Origin of the sequence: Rhodococcus sp. DN22 (assembly GCF_036669995.1) — a bacterium.
Classification (GTDB): Bacteria; Actinomycetota; Actinomycetes; order Mycobacteriales; family Mycobacteriaceae; genus Rhodococcus_F; species Rhodococcus_F erythropolis.
The window spans coordinates 1685164-1703263 of record NZ_CP133326.1 but is presented as its reverse complement, the minus strand read 5'-3'; the positions used below and the strand labels follow the sequence as shown (position 1 = coordinate 1703263).

At 60.9% G+C, this 18100-nt stretch carries 17 protein-coding genes; 8 read left to right on the top strand and 9 right to left on the bottom strand.

Features of this window, described 5'->3' with window-relative positions:
* The first annotated feature begins 396 nt into the window (after positions 1–396).
* From RA302_RS07885 to ramB, 4 genes are all read left to right on the top strand, one after another.
* Positions 397–1020, top strand: a complete 624-nt coding sequence (locus tag RA302_RS07885) for a hypothetical protein (protein ID WP_020906738.1) — start codon at positions 397–399, stop codon at positions 1018–1020.
* Between the two features lie 79 nt (positions 1021–1099).
* The gene (locus RA302_RS07880; protein ID WP_020906737.1) at positions 1100–1387 is read left to right on the top strand and encodes an FmdB family zinc ribbon protein; all 288 of its coding nucleotides are present in this window, start codon (positions 1100–1102) and stop codon (positions 1385–1387) included.
* Positions 1388–1481: 94 nt separating this feature from the next.
* Positions 1482–2741 carry a formamidase gene (fmdA, locus tag RA302_RS07875; RefSeq protein WP_019744435.1) on the top strand — a complete coding sequence of 420 codons (1260 nt, stop codon included), beginning with the start codon at positions 1482–1484 and terminating at the stop codon, positions 2739–2741.
* Positions 2742–2862: 121 nt separating this feature from the next.
* Entirely contained in the window at positions 2863–4275 is a 1413-nt protein-coding gene (ramB, locus tag RA302_RS07870) for an acetate metabolism transcriptional regulator RamB (RefSeq protein WP_019744436.1), read from the top strand.
* A gap of 5 nt (positions 4276–4280) precedes the next feature.
* Here the strand turns inward: ramB and RA302_RS07865 are convergent, their stop codons facing one another.
* The 9 genes from RA302_RS07865 to RA302_RS07825 all read right to left on the bottom strand — a co-directional run bounded on the left by RA302_RS07865 (position 4281) and on the right by RA302_RS07825 (position 13698).
* Complete coding sequence (locus tag RA302_RS07865; RefSeq protein ID WP_338480078.1) at positions 4281–5303, bottom strand: alpha/beta hydrolase; 1023 nt, start codon at positions 5301–5303, stop codon at positions 4281–4283.
* Between the two features lie 131 nt (positions 5304–5434).
* Positions 5435–6454 (bottom strand): alpha/beta hydrolase, encoded by a 1020-nt coding sequence (locus RA302_RS07860; RefSeq protein ID WP_020968896.1) that lies wholly within the window; start codon positions 6452–6454, stop codon positions 5435–5437.
* Between the two features lie 68 nt (positions 6455–6522).
* A complete protein-coding gene (locus RA302_RS07855) occupies positions 6523–8163 on the bottom strand; it encodes a class I adenylate-forming enzyme family protein (RefSeq protein WP_020906734.1) in 1641 nt (546 codons plus the stop codon).
* 9 nt (positions 8164–8172) lie between these two features.
* The gene (locus RA302_RS07850; RefSeq protein WP_338480075.1) at positions 8173–8877 is read right to left on the bottom strand and encodes an ABC transporter ATP-binding protein; all 705 of its coding nucleotides are present in this window, start codon (positions 8875–8877) and stop codon (positions 8173–8175) included.
* A 1-nt stretch (position 8878) separates the two neighbouring features.
* Positions 8879–9652, bottom strand: coding sequence for an ATP-binding cassette domain-containing protein (locus tag RA302_RS07845; protein WP_020968895.1), 774 nt, complete (start codon positions 9650–9652; stop codon positions 8879–8881).
* Positions 9649–10608 (bottom strand): branched-chain amino acid ABC transporter permease, encoded by a 960-nt coding sequence (locus tag RA302_RS07840; protein ID WP_223257992.1) that lies wholly within the window; start codon positions 10606–10608, stop codon positions 9649–9651. Before RA302_RS07840 ends, RA302_RS07845 begins: the two co-directional genes overlap by 4 nt.
* 68 nt (positions 10609–10676) lie before the next feature.
* Entirely contained in the window at positions 10677–11552 is an 876-nt protein-coding gene (locus tag RA302_RS07835) for a branched-chain amino acid ABC transporter permease (protein WP_046378187.1), read from the bottom strand.
* 15 nt (positions 11553–11567) lie between these two features.
* A complete protein-coding gene (locus RA302_RS07830; protein WP_021343387.1) occupies positions 11568–12752 on the bottom strand; it encodes an ABC transporter substrate-binding protein in 1185 nt (394 codons plus the stop codon).
* Positions 12753–12876: 124 nt separating this feature from the next.
* Complete coding sequence (locus RA302_RS07825) at positions 12877–13698, bottom strand: helix-turn-helix domain-containing protein (protein WP_338480073.1); 822 nt, start codon at positions 13696–13698, stop codon at positions 12877–12879.
* A 267-nt stretch (positions 13699–13965) separates the two neighbouring features.
* Between RA302_RS07825 and urtA the strand changes: the two genes are divergently transcribed.
* From urtA to urtD, 4 genes are read left to right on the top strand one after another with little or no spacing between them, the layout of a single operon-like run.
* Positions 13966–15222 (top strand): urea ABC transporter substrate-binding protein, encoded by a 1257-nt coding sequence (gene urtA, locus RA302_RS07820; RefSeq protein WP_019744446.1) that lies wholly within the window; start codon positions 13966–13968, stop codon positions 15220–15222.
* A 54-nt stretch (positions 15223–15276) separates the two neighbouring features.
* Positions 15277–16161 carry an urea ABC transporter permease subunit UrtB gene (gene urtB, locus RA302_RS07815; RefSeq protein WP_003941514.1) on the top strand — a complete coding sequence of 295 codons (885 nt, stop codon included), beginning with the start codon at positions 15277–15279 and terminating at the stop codon, positions 16159–16161.
* Entirely contained in the window at positions 16158–17264 is a 1107-nt protein-coding gene (urtC, locus tag RA302_RS07810) for an urea ABC transporter permease subunit UrtC (protein WP_021333894.1), read from the top strand. The genes urtB and urtC overlap by 4 nt, the downstream gene beginning before the upstream one ends.
* Positions 17261–18097, top strand: a complete 837-nt coding sequence (gene urtD / locus RA302_RS07805) for an urea ABC transporter ATP-binding protein UrtD (RefSeq protein ID WP_019744448.1) — start codon at positions 17261–17263, stop codon at positions 18095–18097. Before urtC ends, urtD begins: the two co-directional genes overlap by 4 nt.
* Positions 18098–18100 lie beyond the last annotated feature (3 nt).

Below are 18100 nucleotides of genomic sequence, written 5' to 3'. Positions count from 1 at the left end.
TCGAAAAAGTGCCGTCTACCTGTTGCTAATGCCAATCTTCGCTACCTTTTCAACACACTTTGCTAAGTCTGTGAAGATTCCTACACGGCTGGTACTACCCAATCGGACAGGTTCCGTACTGGCGAGTAGCAAAGAAACCGCAGGCTGTGAACGAAATGCACTCAACTCCGCCACTTGCAAATTCCGGCAGTTCGCGCGGCACTCGGAACAGGCCCATCCGCTACTTCGGAGCCAACTTCACAACTCGCAAGTGACCGCAATCACTTCGTGGCAACAGGCTTCGCTCGGCCAATTCCAGGGATCTACCCGTCAGAAAGCCACAGACAACCCATTCGCCGGCCATATGCTGTCGAACCATGACTTGTCGTTCGACGCCCCCGACCGGGCGATAAAGCGGTGCCGGACAACTATCAGCGGCCACCGAACAACCAGGCGTGGTCGCAATCCGGTCCACAGCCGCCGCAGTTGGGCTACCGGGCCGCGCCGCAGTCGTATCCCCCGCCCCAGGGATTCCCGCCTGCACCGCCACGTGGAAATCCGCCGCCGCGTCGGCCCGGCTGGGTGATTCCGGTATCCGTAATCGGAGTCATCACTGTGTTGGCTCTCTTCGGCGGGCTTGCCTGGGTCCTCTGGCCGAAGGACGTCCCCAACTCAGCCGCCGGTGGCGCGGCCCAGACCACCATCACCGCCGCGAACACACCCGGCACCACGACAACCGCTCCCAGCACGACATCCCCGACGACCACACGCGCCGCGAACTTCCCGGCCGGTGCGTCCGCCTGCCCCGGCGGGCAGCCGGCCGGAAGTTACAAGGAGTCCGCGACAAGTGGGGGCAAAACTTCGTGCGAGTTTGCCGAGGCAGTTCGGATCGCCTACGGAAACTCCGGTGCCACCGGTGCTTCCAGCACCGTGTCCGCACGTAGTCCGGTGACCGGCAAGGAGTACACGATGGCATGCAAGGTGACCTCCGGCATCGTCACCTGTACTGGCGGCGACAACGCGGTTGTGTACTTGCGCTGACGGGCGCAATTGCGCCATCGGCAACCCGGTGCGTGTCGTTCCAGTGTCGCACTTACGGATCCTCCGATAGCGTGACCGCATGCCTCTGTACGAGTTTCGCTGTACCGGCTGCGGCCCGCTCGAGCGGTCGTTCGCGATGGCCGAAGTGCCCCAGTCGATCCGTTGCCCCCAGTGCAGTCTCGAATCGAAGCGTGTTGTCTCGTCTCCCCGTTTGAGTCACAGCTCGTCAACCGCGATGGGTCTACTGGACAGCACTGCCCGATCAGCTCACGAGCCTGCCGTGGTCAGTGGGTCACTTCCGGGCCGTGGCAGACAATCTGCCCCGACGACGTCCAATCCGTTGCACCGCAAGCTACCTCGCCCCTGACCGTCCTCACCGCGCGTCCTCGCCGCGATTCACGATCCGACACGAAAGTCCTGCCGCCACGAGTTTTCCGTTTCTTCGAGAATGAGGAGTGCATATGCCTGAACTGCTGTTTCCACTCGATTCCGCCAAGAAATTCACCGACCAAGCGATCGTCGGCCACAATCGGTGGCACCCGGACATCCCGGCGGCGGTGACGGTGAAACCCGGTGATGCGTTTCGTGTCCATTGCCGCGAATGGTTCGACGGCGCAATCCACAACGACGACTCGGCCGACGACATTCTCAATGCACCTCTGACGACCGTCCACACGCTGTCCGGCCCCTTTTCCGTCGAAGGCGCAAAGCCCGGCGACCTCTTGATCGTCGACATCTTGGATATCGGGCCTATCCCCCAAGAGGATTCGGGTCCGTTGGCCGGCCAAGGCTGGGGGTACACGGGCATCTTCCCGCGAAACAACGGCGGCGGCTTCCTCACCGAACAGTTTCCCGACGCGTACAAGGCCGTCTGGGATTTCTCCGGCCAAACGGCGACGTCGCGTCACATTCCGCACGTCTCGTTCACGGGCATCGTCCACCCGGGGCTGATGGGTACTGCTCCGTCGGCGGCGTTGCTCGCCAAGTGGAATGCCCGCGAGGGCGCCCTCATTGCCACCGATCCCAATCGGGTTCCCCCGCTTGCACTTCCGCCCGAGCCCCGCGATGCAGTACTGGGAACCTTGACCGGTGACGAGTACACACGCGTAGCCGGCGAGGCGGCGCGCACCGCTCCCCCTCGCGAGAACGGTGGAAACCAGGACATCAAGAACCTCACCAAGGGCAGCCGAATCTTCTATCCGGTATTCGTGGACGGTGCGAATCTGTCGGTCGGCGATCTTCACTTCTCCCAGGGCGACGGTGAGATCACTTTCTGCGGTGCCATCGAGATGGGCGGCTTCATCGATCTTCGTGTGGACATCATCAAGGGCGGAATGGATACCTACGGCGTTTCCGAGAACGCCATCTTCATGCCGGGCAACACAGATCCGCAGTATTCCGAGTGGCTTGCGTTCTCGGGCACTTCCGTCACGTTGGACGGCGAACAGAAGTACCTGGATTCACATCTGTCCTACCAGCGTGCGTGCCTGCATGCGATCGAGTACCTGACCAAGTTCGGGTACGCGCCGGAGCAGGCGTACCTGCTGCTGGGTGCGGCACCGATCGAGGGCCGCCTGTCTGGCGTCGTGGATATCCCCAACTCGTGTTCGACGGTGTATCTCCCGACTGCGATCTTCGACTTCCCCCTCGCACCCTCGTCGAGCGGACCGTTCCAGATCGATCCCGGAATCGGCGCTCCGCGTTCGGAGAACAGGGTCTAGGCCTCCGGCCCCGTGAGTGGTTGAGGAGTGTGAGGACTCCTCAACCACTCACAGGGGGTACCGGTGCGAATTCTGCAAACCCACCTTTGCGAAGCCGGACTGTCACTCGTATCCTGGGAAAATGTCGAAAACCTTTGTCGGTGTCCGGCTCCGCCAACTGCGGACCGAGCGCGGGTTGAGTCAGGCTTCGCTGGCCAAGACGCTGGAGATCTCGGCAAGCTATCTCAATCAGATCGAGCACGACGTCCGGCCACTCACCGTGCCGGTCCTCCTGCGAATCAGTGAAGTCTTCGGCGTCGACACCACCTTCTTCTCCCCACAGGACGACACGCGCCTGATCGCGGAAATGCGTGAAGTTGCCCTCGATCAGGAGATGGGCATCGACGCCGACGCCCACGAAATCGCGGAGATGGTCTCCACACACCCGGGCCTGGCAAAGGCGATGGTCAACATGCATCGCCGCTTCCGCAACACGACGGCGCAGCTCGCCGCAGCGACGGAAGACCGCTTCTCGGACGGCAGCGGCAGCGGTTCGATCACCATGCCGCACGAGGAAGTGCGCGACTACTTCTATCAGCGGCAGAACTACATTCACGATCTCGACACCGCGGCCGAAGAACTGACTGCCCGGATGCGCTTTCATCGCGGCGACGTCGCCGGCGAGATCGCCAGGCGCCTGGAAACCGTCCACGGCGTGCAGATCGTTCGACGAGTCGACCTGGGCGAGAACATACTTCATCGTTACGACCCGGATACCAGGGTCCTGGAAATCTCCGCACGGCTCTCCGGCGGGCAACAGGTCTTCAAGTTCGCGACAGAACTCGCGTACCTCGAGCACGGCGATCTGCTCGACTCGTTGGTGGCCGAAGGCAACTTCACCAGCGAAGCGTCGGTCTCTTTGGCGCGACTTGGATTGGCCAACTACTTCGCGGCGGCCACCGTGCTCCCCTACAGCCAGTTCCACGACGTCGCCGAGGACTTCCGGTACGACATCGAGCGCATGTCCGCCTTCTATTCCGCGAGCTACGAGACGATCTGCCACCGCCTCTCGACTCTGCAGCGCCCCAAACTTCGCGGGGTTCCGTTCATGTTCGTCCGTGTCGACCGTGCCGGAAACATGTCGAAGCGTCAGTCCGCCACCGGATTCCACTTCTCCACCAGCGGCGGTACGTGCCCGCTGTGGAACGTCTACGAGACGTTCTCGTATCCGGGCAAGATCATGCCCCAGATCGCACAGATGCCCGACGGCCGCCGATACCTCTGGGTTGCTCGCACGGTCGAACGTCGAGCGGCTCGATACGGACAGCCCGCAAAGATCTTCGCCATCGGATTGGGATGCGAAATTCGACACGCCCACCGACTCGTCTACAGCGACGGTCTGGATCTGGACGAGTCGAATCCGGGAACGCCGATCGGCTCGGGCTGCCGTGTCTGCGAACGCCTCAACTGTCCGCAGCGTGCCTTCCCGCCGTTGGGTAAAGACCTCGACATCAGCGAGCACCGGAGTTCGATTTCGCCTTACGTGATTCGCTGACCGCGCTAACGCACGTAGTTGCGTAGGAACGCGACTGTGCGATCGAACGCGATCATCCCGTCCACGGTATCGAGGTCGAACTGATATTCGTGGTCCAGCGCAGGCTCGTGATCTTCGGGGTAGAACAGTGCGTCTACTTCGACGCCCAGATCGGCGAGCCGTTCTGCCATGGGTTTCGACTGGCTGGCGGTCAGTGGGTCGACATTTCCGCCGGTGATGAACGTCGCTGGAAAGTCCGAGGTCACATGGCCCAGTGTCGACATCTGACCCACTGCAGTCGACCCGTCGAAGTCCCTCGTTCCGAGGTATCCCCACAGCGATTGCTTGTCGACGCCCCAACCGAAGTACTTCCCCTGTGACAGCAGGGGTTTCAGATCGAAGACCCCACAGTCGAGGACAACTCCGCGTATCTGCTCGGGACGTAATGCCGGCTCCACACCCATTTCCGACGCGTAGTCAGGGCTGGTCATGACCGTCGCCAACTGACTGGACAACTGCGCGCCTGCCGAATCTCCCGCAAGAAAGAGATTGTTCGAATCGACATGCAACCTGTCCGCATTGCTCACGATAAATCGATACGCGTCGTTCAGCTGATTCACTGCGGTGGGGTAATACGCATCTGGTCCCAGTGAGTAGTCCACCGAAATCACAGTGAAGCCTTGATTTGCCAACAGTTTGTAGTAACCGTCGGCATCAGTTCTCGATCCTGATATCCAGCCACCGCCGTGCACCCAGACCACCGTGGGTAGCGCCGAAGTGGACTCCGACGGGTAGTAAACGTCCAGTTGTGCATCGTCGTCGCCGTCGCGGTACGACTGATCGAGAATCGAGACGATTCCTGACGGTGCATGCCTGTCGAGTTGTGAGTGAGTCGCTTCGGAGCCACCCGCTGACATCCACCGAACGAGGAGAACTCCTGGCCACGGACTGACGAGTGCCGCGGTTACCCCGGACAGCAGAATGACGACGAATACCGCCGCGATTCCGACAATGCGCCTTCGCCGTCTGTCGGGGGAAGACGCGCGCACAACAACTCCTGGGGTCGGATCGGATTCACCCAGGCTAGACCAAAAGGACTAGTCGAGAATTCCCCGGCAACACACCCGCGGCGCTTTGTCTGAAATGACCATTTCTTCAGCGTCTCAGCATCATCCGACAACTAGCGGGTGTGTGCGTCGAGAAACTGAACCGTGCGATCGAGGGCAGTGAGACCGTCGGCATTGTCCAGATCGAACTGATACTCGTGACCGAGCGCCGGAACGTGATCGGCCGGATAGAACAGTGTGTCGACCGCAACTCCCAACCCCGTCAATTTGTCAGCCAACGGTTTCGACTGAGAATCTGTCAAAGGATCCGCGTTGCCGCCGCTGATGTAGGCAGGCGGAAATTGAGCGCTGACGTAGTTCAAGGTCGACATCTGATCCGCTGCATCGGTACTCATGAAGTCACGCACCCCGGTATACGCCCAGAGGGACCGATCAACCCCCCAACCGATGATGCCGGGTCCGCCGACCATGTTCCCGACGTCGTAGATTCCACAGTTCAGGATTACTCCACGTAACTGATCCGGCCGCAGCGACGGGACCACGCCCACACGGTTCGCATACGCGGGATCAGTGACGAGAGTGGCGAGCTGACTCGAGAGTTGCGCTCCCGCAGAATCACCGGCGAGAACGACCGTCGTCGGATCAACATGCAGCCGTTCCGCATTCGCAACGACGTACGCGTGAGCGTCGTTGAGCTGCCGCACCGCTGTCGGATAGTGGTGCTCAGGTCCGAGTGAGTAGTCCAGGGACACAACGGTGTAGCCACGAGAGGCCAGCAACTCGTAGTACGGCGCGTAGTTGGACTTGCTTCCCGAGATCCAGGCACCGCCATGAGTCCAGATCACCGTAGGCAATGCGGTCGTCGTCGCTGCGGGAAAGTAGACATCCAGGTATGCGTCGTCGTCTTCGGCGCGGTACTGCTGGTCCTTGATCGAGTCGACGCCTTCGGGCGCGTGCTTCTCGAGCGCCTCGGTGACTTTCACGGCATCACGATCGAAGACCCATCGCACGGTGAGTGCGCCAGGTCTCGGGCTCAGAACGAAGGCCAGAACCACGGCTCCGACCAGAACGAACACAATTGCCAGAGCCCACAGCAAGCGCCTGCGCCACCGATGCGGTGAAGGGTTCGTCATCGGGTTTCCTTCACTCTCGGCAAAATGTCCGGATCAGCGTAACGCGGCGCCGGTACTGTCAGGCGCGATCAGCCGAGTTCAGCGATCCGCCGCTGCGCGAGTGCCTTGACTTCGCCCTTGGCTACTTTGCCGCCTGCCGCCATCGGCAATTCGGCGACCGTCATCACGTACTCGGGTATGTACTCGCGGGTCACTCCTCGGCTCTGCAGCCAGGCGGTCAGGTCCACCGAACTCAGATCGTCATCGGCGGACACGACGACCGCACAGACCTTCTCACCGAACAGCGGATCGTCGACTCCGACCACGGCGACCAGTTCCACCGAAGGATGCGCGCGCACGTACTCCTCGACCTCGACCGCGGAAATGTTCTTGCCGCCTCGAATGATGATGTCGGCTTTGCGCCCGACCACACGCACCCGCCCGGTCTCGTCGATCTCGACGATGTCGCCGAGAAGCATCCAACCGTCGTCGGTGTACAACTCGTCGTTTGCATCGACGTCGCCCCAATAACCCTGGCACATCAGCGGGCCGTTGACCGCAGGCTGACCGCGACGGACGGAGCCGGTCACTTCCTTTGCCGCATCGTCGAATACACGAACTTGCATGCGATCGATGACGTGGCCGCACGTCTTCAGTCGGGTATCGGAGCCGTCCGAAACCGTCGTCACCGAGACGGCGCCGGTTTCGTTTGATCCGTAGAACTGCAGGACAGCCGCTCCGGTACGTTGTTCGAAGGCCAGTGCCTCCGAATACGGCACGGCTTCACCACCGGTGAACATGAAACGAAGTGACGAGAGATCGGCCGATTCCGCGGCCTCCGAACGCAACAGCATCTTGAATTGTGTACTCACACAATTCAAAGCAGTCACCCGTTCGCGCTCGATCAACTCGATCATCACCGAAACGTCGAAGCGTTCCATGACGACATTGCGAGCACCGAGTAGCGCCGGCAGGAAATGCGAAGTCCAGAGGCCGAATCCGAAAGGTGCCGGAACCGCGCCGAGGAACACCTCATCCGGACCGATCGCCGCCGCCTCGGCGGCAATCTCGGAGAAACCAACCCAACGATCCTCGGTTTGTGTGACCAGTTTGGGTAGGCCCGTTGTGCCGGACGTCGAGTTCAGCATCGAAACGGCTGACGTGACAAAACACGGACTGGTTGCGGGGAACTGCTTTAGCTCGACCGGCAACGAGGTGAGTTCGCCGTTTGCACTCACGCGTTCGAAACTCACGTCGGCGCGTTCGTCGGCGAAGACGACGTCCAGTCCGGGATGCTCTGCCCGCAGACTCGCCACGAGTTCGGCGGTATCGACGCCGCGCAGCGTGCGAGTGGTGACGAGTACGGAGGCTTCCGAGCGGGCGATCAGATGAGAGATCTCGCGAATGCCCGAGCGCGAACCGATTCCGACCGCGACGCGGCCGGTGCGAAATGCTGCGCAGAGAGCCGCATGGAATACAGCGGTGTCGGGGAGCAACACGGCTACATGTCCGTATCCCTCACCAGCTAGATCCAGCGCCGACGCGATCGCATCGGCAGCCGCGTCGTACTGTTTCCACGACACCCTCGATTCCGGAGTGACAAAGGCGGTTTCGTCCGGGATGGTCTCAGACCAATGCCTGACCATTTCGCTGATGCTGACGCCGGCGAACCGGTCCGGATTCGTGGCGAATTCACCGACGGTGAAGTCGAGTGTCTTCGTTTCAAGCATGATCGTCGATCATCTCCCGTCGGCGCTGAGGACGCCCATCGATTGTTTGTACGCGTTGTCCAGTGTCGCTGCGGAATCGCATTCGCGGACGAGTTCGCCGCGCTGCATGACATATCCGCGGTCGACAACCGATTTCAGTGCAGTGAGTGCCGGTTCCGTCACGATGACGGTCACACCCTCGGCGGCCAGACCCCCGACCAGCGCTCGCAGCTCCGCGACGATTTTCGGTGCCAGTCCTGTCATCATCTCGTCGAGGAGCAGCACCTTCGGGGTTTCAAGAAGTGCCCGCCCCAGAACCAACATCTGCTGCTCACCACCGCTGAGGACCCCGGCATAACTCTCGGAGCGTTCACGCAGGATCGGGAACCTCTCGAAAGCTGCTTCCACGGCTTCGGCTTTCAATCCCAGCAAGTCTGCGCCGACGCGTAGGTTCTCGCGAACGGACATTCGCATGAACAGTTGCCTGCCTTGGGGTACGTAGGCAAATCCGCTGCGGACACGATCCAGTGCCGATAATTTCTGGATCTCTCGACCATCGAATTTGATTGTCCCGGTGGCGGGAACCGAGCCGTAGATGGATCCCGCCAAGCTGGTCTTGCCTGCACCGTTCGGCCCGACGATCGCTGTCACTTCACCGGCGGGGGCGACAAGGGAGACTTCCCGGACGGCGACAGCGGATCCGTATCGAACTGTGACTCTGTCGAGTTCGAGCATGTCAGGCGCCTTCCTCGTATTCGGAACCGAAATAGACTTCTCGCATCGCGTCGCTGGCCAAGCACTCCTGCGGTGGTCCGTAGAACGCCACTGATCCGAAATTGAGCAGCACGATCTTGGTGGCGAGCGCCGCAATGAGATCGACGTTGTGATCGACCAGGACTACTCCTTTGCCCTGCGCGGCAATCGATCGCACGGCACCGGAGATGGCAGCGATGCCGTCGTGATCCGCGCCGGCAAACGGTTCGTCCAACAGGAGAACATCGGGTTCGGTCGCCATCGCCCGCGCCACCTCGACCAGACGCTGCGCCCCCAAACTGAGATCCCCGCAAGCACTCTCGACGTCGGCGACCGAGTATCGCGCAGCAATCTCCCGGGCCCGCTGTGCTGTCCGGTCCCAGTTCTCGAAAGGTCCTTTGATCGCCCACCACAGCGAGTGCAGAGGTGAGGTGATCTTGTGCCCGTACAGTCCCGGGATGATGTTGTCGACGGCATCGAGTTCCGCCGCGAGCTGCGGATGTTGAAACGTGCGCGAGAGCCCTTGCCGTGCACGGCGCTCCGACGGCCCGGTCAAGGGAGCACCGGCGAGCGCGACGGTTCCGGAGTCTGCTTGCTGTGTGCCGAAGATGCAGTCCACCAGTGTGGTCTTGCCTGCCCCGTTCGGGCCGACAAGGCCGATCACCTCTCCCTGTCCGACGCTGAACGAGACATCGTCGACAGCGCGGACGCCGCCGTAGGACTTGTGGAGCCCGCTCACTTCGAGTAGCCGAGTCATCGATTGCCACGCTCCTTGTACAGACGGTTCATTCGACCCAGAACGTTCTGACTCCACCCGATCACCCCACCAGGCGCGACGATGAGGATCACCAGGACGGCTCCGGCAAGCAGGAGTTCGCCGCTTCCCTGGTAGCCGGGCATGTTCAGCGTCACGATCACCACGATCAATGCACCGAGCGGAGCACCCCACGCCGAACCGCGACCGCCGATGATCGGCATGAAGATTGCAAGGAAAACAATACTGAGAGTGAAGGTTTCAGGAGTGACAGCTTGCACCGACACGGTGAAAAGCGATCCGCCGGTCGACGCGATCGCGGCACCGATCGCCAGCGCCACGACGGTCAGGTGCGCAGGATTGACGCCGGAAGACCGTGCGACATTACGATTGTCGCGGGCAGCTTGCAACATCAGCCCCCACACCGATTTCCGGAGTCGATCGACAGCGACCGCGATCAGACACACGAACAAGATCGCGAACACGACCAATGCGTAGCGCGGTGGCTCCCAGCCGAACATCGTCACAGTCTCGACACCCGAGATCCCGGCCGATCCGCCGGTGAAACTCGGTCCGTCGATCAACCAGTGCTCGAAAGCGATACCGAACAACAAGGTCACCGCGGCAAGGTAGAAGCCGGAGAGTTTCTGCGTTGCCAAGCTGAGAAGTACTGCAACCGCTGCAGCGGCGAGGGCGCCGAGAATCCATCCCCACCACATCGACAACCCGGTCCGAACCGAGATCAGCGCAACGGCATACGCGCCGATCGCCGCATACGCGCTGTACGCCATCGACAGTGATCCCGCGAGCACGAATGGCACGTACATACCGAGTGCGATCAGCGAATACGTCGCAGCGAGGAACACCAGATCCTGCCGGTACAGACTCGGCCCCATCCACAGCAGCACGGCAGCAACCACGACCACGGTGATCAGTGCTTCTCGCGACACGGCGAGCATCCTCGTCCGGGGACCGCCGGATGTAGCGGGCGGATTTGACGTCAGCGGACTGGTAGAAAGCGAGGCCATCAGACGCGAACCTTCCTCGAGAGCAAGCCTTCCGGACGGAAAGCGAAGAACACCAGGGCAATCAACAGAATCGCGGTTTGAGCAGCACTCGCACCGAAGTAGTACGGGGCGAATACCTGGACGACGCCCAACACCATTCCGCCGATCAGCGGAGCCCAACTCCGGCCGGTACCACCGATGACGAGTGCGATGAATGCCGTCAGCGTCCATGACAGACCGCTCGTGAACTGAACACCGGCCTTGGGAGCGAACAGAAGTCCGGCGACGGCGGCAATCACACCCGCGAGGGTGAACGCGATGAGGCGTACCCGATCCACCGGCAAGCCCAGGACGCGGGCGGCATCCGGACTGTCGCCGACGGCGCGAAGCAGACGGCCCGAGGTGGACCGGTTCAGCCACAGTCCGATACCGACGAAGATCCCGGCAGTTCCGACGACGAGTACAACGGTCGAACTGTCGACGGTGGCACCGAGCACCGATATCGGATCGAAGTCGAAGATCTTCTGCCCGGGAAGTGGTGTGCGGCCGAAGACAGTGCCGGCGAGCTGCTGGATCCCGAACAGTACTGCGGTCACAGCCACCAACGCCGGTAGTTCCCCACGACCCGATCGCTTCTGAACCTGTTTGACCACAAGCTTTTCCGTCAGGATCGACAGCGCCACCGCTACCGCGATCCCTAGCGGCATGGCAATCCAGAGAGCGAGCCCGTAATTGATCGCGACCCAACTCGACGCCATGGCCGCAGCCATCGCATACGGACCCATCGCAAAATTGAAGAAATCGGCGCCGACCACCACGAGATACATTCCGAGGGCTATCAGTGAAAAGAATGCACCGATCTCGATGGCAGCGAGCCACAGTTGTGCGTCTGTCATGTCAAGGCTCCTCGGTTATCCACACGGGGGTTGGTAGGAATCCCACGGATGGGCCGGCTTGTTGTCCTCACCGAATTCGACGAGCACCAGTCCGCAGAGGCTGTCCGGAGCCAGGTGATCCTGCGAGGAGAACGACAGTGTCAATCCGTCCTGGCCGAAGCTGGCGGGAAGTGCCGAAACCTGTTGAAGAGCATCACGAACGGCCGTCCGATCTCGGTGGTCGCCGGCAATTTCGATTGCCTCGGCCAACATCATGACGGCGTCGTACGCCTGTGCGTCGTAGGCAGTCAGTTGATAATCAGGCCCCTTCACCGCCTGCACCTTGCGACGCAGTTCGGCGGTTCTCGGGTTGTTCTCACTGAGCGAGCCCATGTACACCATGCCGCTCAACGCCTTCGGGTCCGCCAAAGCCCAAGATGCGGGCTGGTTTCCGATGGAAGCGAGTGAGAAGCGTTGCGTCTGTGGGGTGATCTTCGACAAGGTGTTGTGCGCGAGGATTTCGAAGTGCCCGCCGATACTGGCGACCAGAATCGCGTCCGGTTCGGTTTCCGCGAGACGTGAGACCTGTGCGGTGATGTCCGCGGCATCGACCGGCGCCTTTTCAACGCCCGTCACTCTCGCGCACTTCTCGAGCGCCGGCCGCAGGGTCTTGATGATTCCGTCGATGGACGCACTCGCGTCACCGAGAATTCCCAGGGACTTGTACCCCATCTTCTCGAAAGCCCCGCAGTACACCTGGGCGTACTGCTTCAACGAGTTCGGAATCATGAACGAGTAGTCGTTGTCGGGCGCCGAGGCAAAGGCGTCGCTGAGAACGACCGGAGCTATCGCGGGAATCTTCGACTGCTGGAGAATCGACTTGGCCTGCAGCACCGACCCGCTGCCGGTGGCGAGGATGACCGCACTTGATCCGTGATCGACCAACTTCCGAATGATCGACGGGGTCTTGGTGGGACTGCTCTCGTCATTCTCGACAACCAATTCGACCTGCTTGCCGTTGATTCCGCCGGCCTGGTTGATCAGGTCGACAGTCATACGCACGGTCTTGCCGGCGATCGTGCTGTACGACGCACCGGGCCCGGTGGAGTCCTCGTCCAAACCGATGACGATGGTGTCTTCGGGAATGACACCGGCAGATGCGCACGCGCTCGCCCCGAGGACCACTGCCGCGCAGACGGCAATCGCCTTTCCGAGTCTCACATCAATCTCCCGTCCAAACTCTGCTTGGTAAATCAAACAAGCGCTTGATTTACGAGTGGACAGAAGTATGCACTGGGTCACACCGATAGTCAAAATTCGAACTACACGCGCAGGAACTGCGGTGTTACGGCTTCTGCAGCTGCCGGATCGAGGAGCTGAGTTCGCGAATGACGGACTTCAATTCGTCGACGTCCGAACGGAGTTCGGCCATTTGGGAGTCCGAACGGAGTTCGGCCATTTGGGAGTCCGAACGGAGTTCGGCCATTTGGGAGTCAGAGCGGAGTTCGGCAAATTCGGAGGCAGGAGATACGGTCTGCGCTTCCTTCTTCGCCGTGCGCTGCGCAATGCGTGCCACCGGCTCGCCGTCGACGGAACGTGCGGCGAAGCCGTCCAGGAATACCGAAATCAGATTGCGCTGCAGATCATCCGCCAACTCGGAAAGCTGCGGGCGATACTGCGCGACGGTGGACCAGACGGATTCACGCAGGAGACGGTGAAACTGTTCGGGATCGATGTCTTCCCGAAACTCCGCGTCGGCAATTCCGCGAGCGATAGCCGATCGCCAGTAGCTGTGTGCCTTCTGAACCAGGATGGTGATGGGCGCGTCCGCCGGTTGCGACGAAAGTATGGCTTCTCCCTGATAGACCTCCGTGGCATACGGGTGATCCACCGCCGATGCAAAAGACACCGAGACCATCGTTGCCAGGCGATCTCGGGCCGAACCTCCCGGCTCGATCGAGTCTTCGTACCTGACGTTGAGGTCTTCGAGAAACCGGACGACGATCTCGTTGGCTATCGCATCCTTGGAGTCGAAGTAGTGGTAGAGGCTGCCGGAGAGAATCCCGACTTCGTCGGCGATGTCGCGTACCGTCGTCGCGGCGATTCCCCGCTCACTGAACAGCTTGGCCGCATGAGCGAGTATTTCGTCCCGTCGGGTCGAGCGCACGAGAAGATCCTTCCGACGTTCCGATCGTCAAGCGAGTGCTTGATCAATTTCTCGTCGATGCTAACACCGCACCCTCGCTGACCTGCGGTGTGAGGTCCTGGACATCCAATCGAAACACCGGACACACACTTGTCACCGACAGTCATTCCACCGCAACAACTTCCACCTACTCTGTGCACTCGACGAATACAGCGTTGTATACGCACTCCGGATACAGATCTGTCAGAGCCATTGTCTGCCAGAGCCATCGACACGAAAGGCCCGTACATGCGAACCTTCTCGAAGCGCACCCTTGCCGCGCCGGCCGCTCTCGCCGCGCTGGGCTTGGTTCTCACCGGCTGCGGAAGCAAGGCGACAGACACCGCATCGGGAGATTCGACGGCTACGTCGTGCGTCGACACCTCGGGGGACACGATCAAGGTCGGTTCTCTGAATTCACTCTCGGGCACCATGGCCATCAGTGAAGTGACGGTCCGCGACTCCATCTCGTTGGCGGTGCAGGAGATCAACGATTCCGGCGGTGTGCTGGGCAAGAAGATCCAGATCGTGGCAGAGGACGGCGCGTCGGAGCCGACAGTGTTCGCCGAGAAGGCCGAGAAACTGATCAGCAGCGATTGCGTCGCAGCAGTTTTCGGTGGCTGGACTTCCTCGAGCCGCAAGGCCATGCTGCCGGTGTTCGAGGACAACAATTCCTTGCTCTACTACCCGGTCCAGTACGAGGGGCTGGAAGATTCGAAGAACATCTTCTACACGGGTGCAACGACCAACCAGCAGATCATCCCGGCTCTGGATTACCTGAAGGAGAAGGGCGTCAAGTCGCTGTATCTGGTCGGCAGCGACTACGTGTTCCCGCAGACCGCCAACCGCATCATCAAGGCCTACGCGGCAGCGAACGGCATCGAGATCAAGGGCGAGGATTACACGCCATTGGGCTCGACCGACTTCTCCACCATCGTGAACAAGGTCCGCACAGCCGACGCCGATGCCGTGTTCAACACACTCAACGGCGATTCCAACGTCGCGTTCTTCCGTGAATACTCGAATGTCGGCCTGAAGCCCGCCGACATGCCCGTCGTCTCCGTCTCCATTGCGGAGGAAGAGGTCGGCGGTATCGGAGTCCAGAACGTCGAAGGCCAGCTGACGGCGTGGAACTACTACCAGACCATCGACTCCCCCGAGAACAAGAAGTTCGTCGAGGCGTACAAGGCGAAGTTCGGCCAGGACAAGCCCACGTCCGATCCGATGGAAGCGGCATACACCTCCGTCTACCTCTGGAAGAACACCGTCGAGAAGGCCAACTCGTTTGCGGTCAAGGATATTCAGGACAACGCCGACGGTGTGACCTTCCAGGCACCCGAAGGACTCGTCACCATCGACGGCGACAACCACCACATCACCAAGACTGCCCGAATCGGCGAAATCCGTTCCGATGGACTGATCTACACGGTCTGGGATTCGGGACAGCCGATCGAGCCGGATCCGTACCTGAAGAACTACCCCTGGGCCGAGGGACTCGGGAGCTGATCGACGAAAGGCGGAATTGACGGAATCGACGAGTAGAGAGGTGGAGCGTCTGTCATGGATGTTGTGATCGGACAGTTGTTCACGGGTTTGAGTATCGGATCGATTCTCCTGTTGGCAGCGTTGGGATTGTCTCTCACGTTCGGGCAGATGGGTGTCATCAACATGGCACACGGCGAGTTCATCATGGCCGGCTCGTACACCGCATACGTAGTGCAGCAGGTGATCTCGAATGCAACGGGATCGTTGATCATTTCTCTGCTCGTCGGTTTTGTCGTCGGCGGACTGATGGGTGTCGTGCTCGAAGTGGTACTGGTATCGCGGATGTACCACCGACCCCTCGATACCCTGTTGGTGACATTCGGCGTCGGATTGATTCTTCAGCAGTTGGCGCGCGACATCTTCGGCGCGCCGGCAGTCAATGTTTCGGCGCCGAGCTGGCTTTCGGGCGGAGTCGATATTTTCGGCGCCGTGGTACCGAAAACCCGCATCTTCATTCTGGTGTTGGCGATCGCAGCGGTGATCGCGCTTTCGGTCGCGCTGAAGCAGTCGTCGATGGGTCGACGCATCCGGGCCGTCGTCCAAAATCGCGATCTGGCCGAGACGAGCGGAATCTCTTCTCGTCGTACGGACATCACGACCTTCTTCCTCGGTTCCGGACTCGCCGGCGTCGCGGGTGTCGCGTTGACACTCATCGGTTCCACCAGCCCGACCATCGGCCAGTCGTATCTGATCGACGCCTTCCTGGTTGTTGTCGTCGGCGGTCTCGGTCAGATGAAGGGAGCCGTGATCGCAGCCTTCGCCCTCGGCATCTTGAACTCGTTCATCGAGTACTCGACGACGGCGTCGATCGCGAAGGTGATCGTGTTCGTCATCATCGTCGTCTTCCTTCAAGTTCGGCCGCAGGGCCTGTTCGCAGTCAAGACGAGGAGCCTCGTATGAGCATCCTGAACAATTCCCGAATTCGGGTGTGGGGCGGTTTTGCACTTGCCGCGATCGTGCTGTTCGCCATCGCTCCGGCTGTGCTCTCGGACTTCAGGCTGTCACTGTTGGCCAAATTCCTGTGCTTCGCCATAGTCGCTGTCGGCATCGGCTTGGCTTGGGGCAGAGGCGGAATGCTCACGCTCGGCCAGGGCGTCTTCTTCGGAATCGGCGCATATGTGATGGCGATGCACCTCAAGATCGCCGATGCCGAACTCAAGGGCGACGCGGTACCGGACTTCATGTCCATCGCGGGCAAGACCGAACTTCCGGGATACTGGCAACCGTTCGCCTCGCCATTCGTGGCGATCTTCGCCATCCTTTTCCTGCCGGCCGCTGTTGCCTTTCTCCTCGGACTCGGTGTGTTCAAGCGGAGAGTCAAGGGCGCATACTTCGCGATCCTCTCGCAAGCACTCGCCGCGGCTTTCGCGATCCTCTTGATCGGCCAGCAGTCGATCGGTGGCAGCAACGGCCTCAACCGCTTTCGCACGTTCTTCGGTTTCAACCTCAACGATCCGGCGAACAAGCAGATGTTGTTCTTCATCGCCGCCGGAGTTCTTCTCGCATCGGTCGCTCTGATTCGCCAGCTGATGAACTCCCGATACGGCGAACTCCTCGTCGCCGTCCGCGATCAAGAGGAGCGCGTACGTTTCCTCGGATACGATCCGGCGAACATCAAACTGGTCGCCTACGTGACCGCGGCGTTCCTCGCCGGTATCGCCGGTGCGCTTTTCGTTCCGATCGTGGGCATCATCTCCCCCGCCGACGTCGGGATCGTTCCGTCAATCGCCTTCCTCATCGGGGTCGCGATCGGTGGCCGCGCAACGCTTCTGGGTCCGGTACTCGGTGCGATCGGCGTCGCTTGGGCGCAGTCGACATTCTCGGAGAAACTCCCTTCGGGATGGATCTACGCACAAGGGTTGATGTTCATCGTCGTGGTCGGGTTCTTCCCGGCAGGTGTGGCCGGATTGTTCGCCCTGATGCGCCACCGCAAGAAGCGTGAGACCCCGGCCGACCCGCCGGTCAAGGTCTCCCAACCCGAACCAGTGGAGGTGTCGTCATGACCAACACAACCGCCACCAGCGAACCCACACCGGCACTGGGCGGCAACGCCGGAATGTCGTCCGAGTACCTCGAAGTACGGAACCTTTCGGTCAGCTTCGACGGTTTCAAGGCCGTCGACGGCGTCGACTTGACCCTCATGCAGGGCGACCTCAGGTTTCTCATCGGCCCGAACGGGGCTGGAAAGACAACGCTGGTCGACGCCATCACCGGACTGGTTCCCGCGACGGGTTCGATCACGAAGTCCGGCGAGCAACTGCTCGGCAAGAAGGTTCACAAGATCGCCCGCCTCGGCGTCGGGCGAACCTTCCAGACGGCAAGCGTCTTCGAAGAACTCTCGGTGCTGCAGAATCTCGACATCGCGGCGGGAGCCGGTCGCTCGGCGTGGAACCTGCTCCGAAGGCGCAAAGGTGTGCTCCCCGAGATCGAGGAGGCTCTGGAGACAACCGGCTTGGAGCACCTCAGAGACACTCCCGCGGGCATTCTGGCGCACGGGCAGAAACAGTGGCTCGAAATCGGAATGTTGTTGGTGCAGAACTGTTCCGTGCTACTACTCGACGAGCCCGTCGCTGGGATGAGCCTGGAGGAGCGCGAGGAGACCGGAAACCTTCTGCGTCGCATCGGCGGTGCACGAACCGTCGTCGTGGTCGAGCACGACATGGACTTCATGCGATCGTTCGCCACGTCCGTCACAGTGCTCGCCGCTGGGAAAGTACTCGCCGAAGGAACTGTGGCGGAGGTTCAAGCCGACCCCAAGGTGCAAGAGGTCTATCTCGGCACAGCCGCTGCCGGAACCGATCTCGGCGCCGACACCGAACCGACCCCGGAGGACTGAATC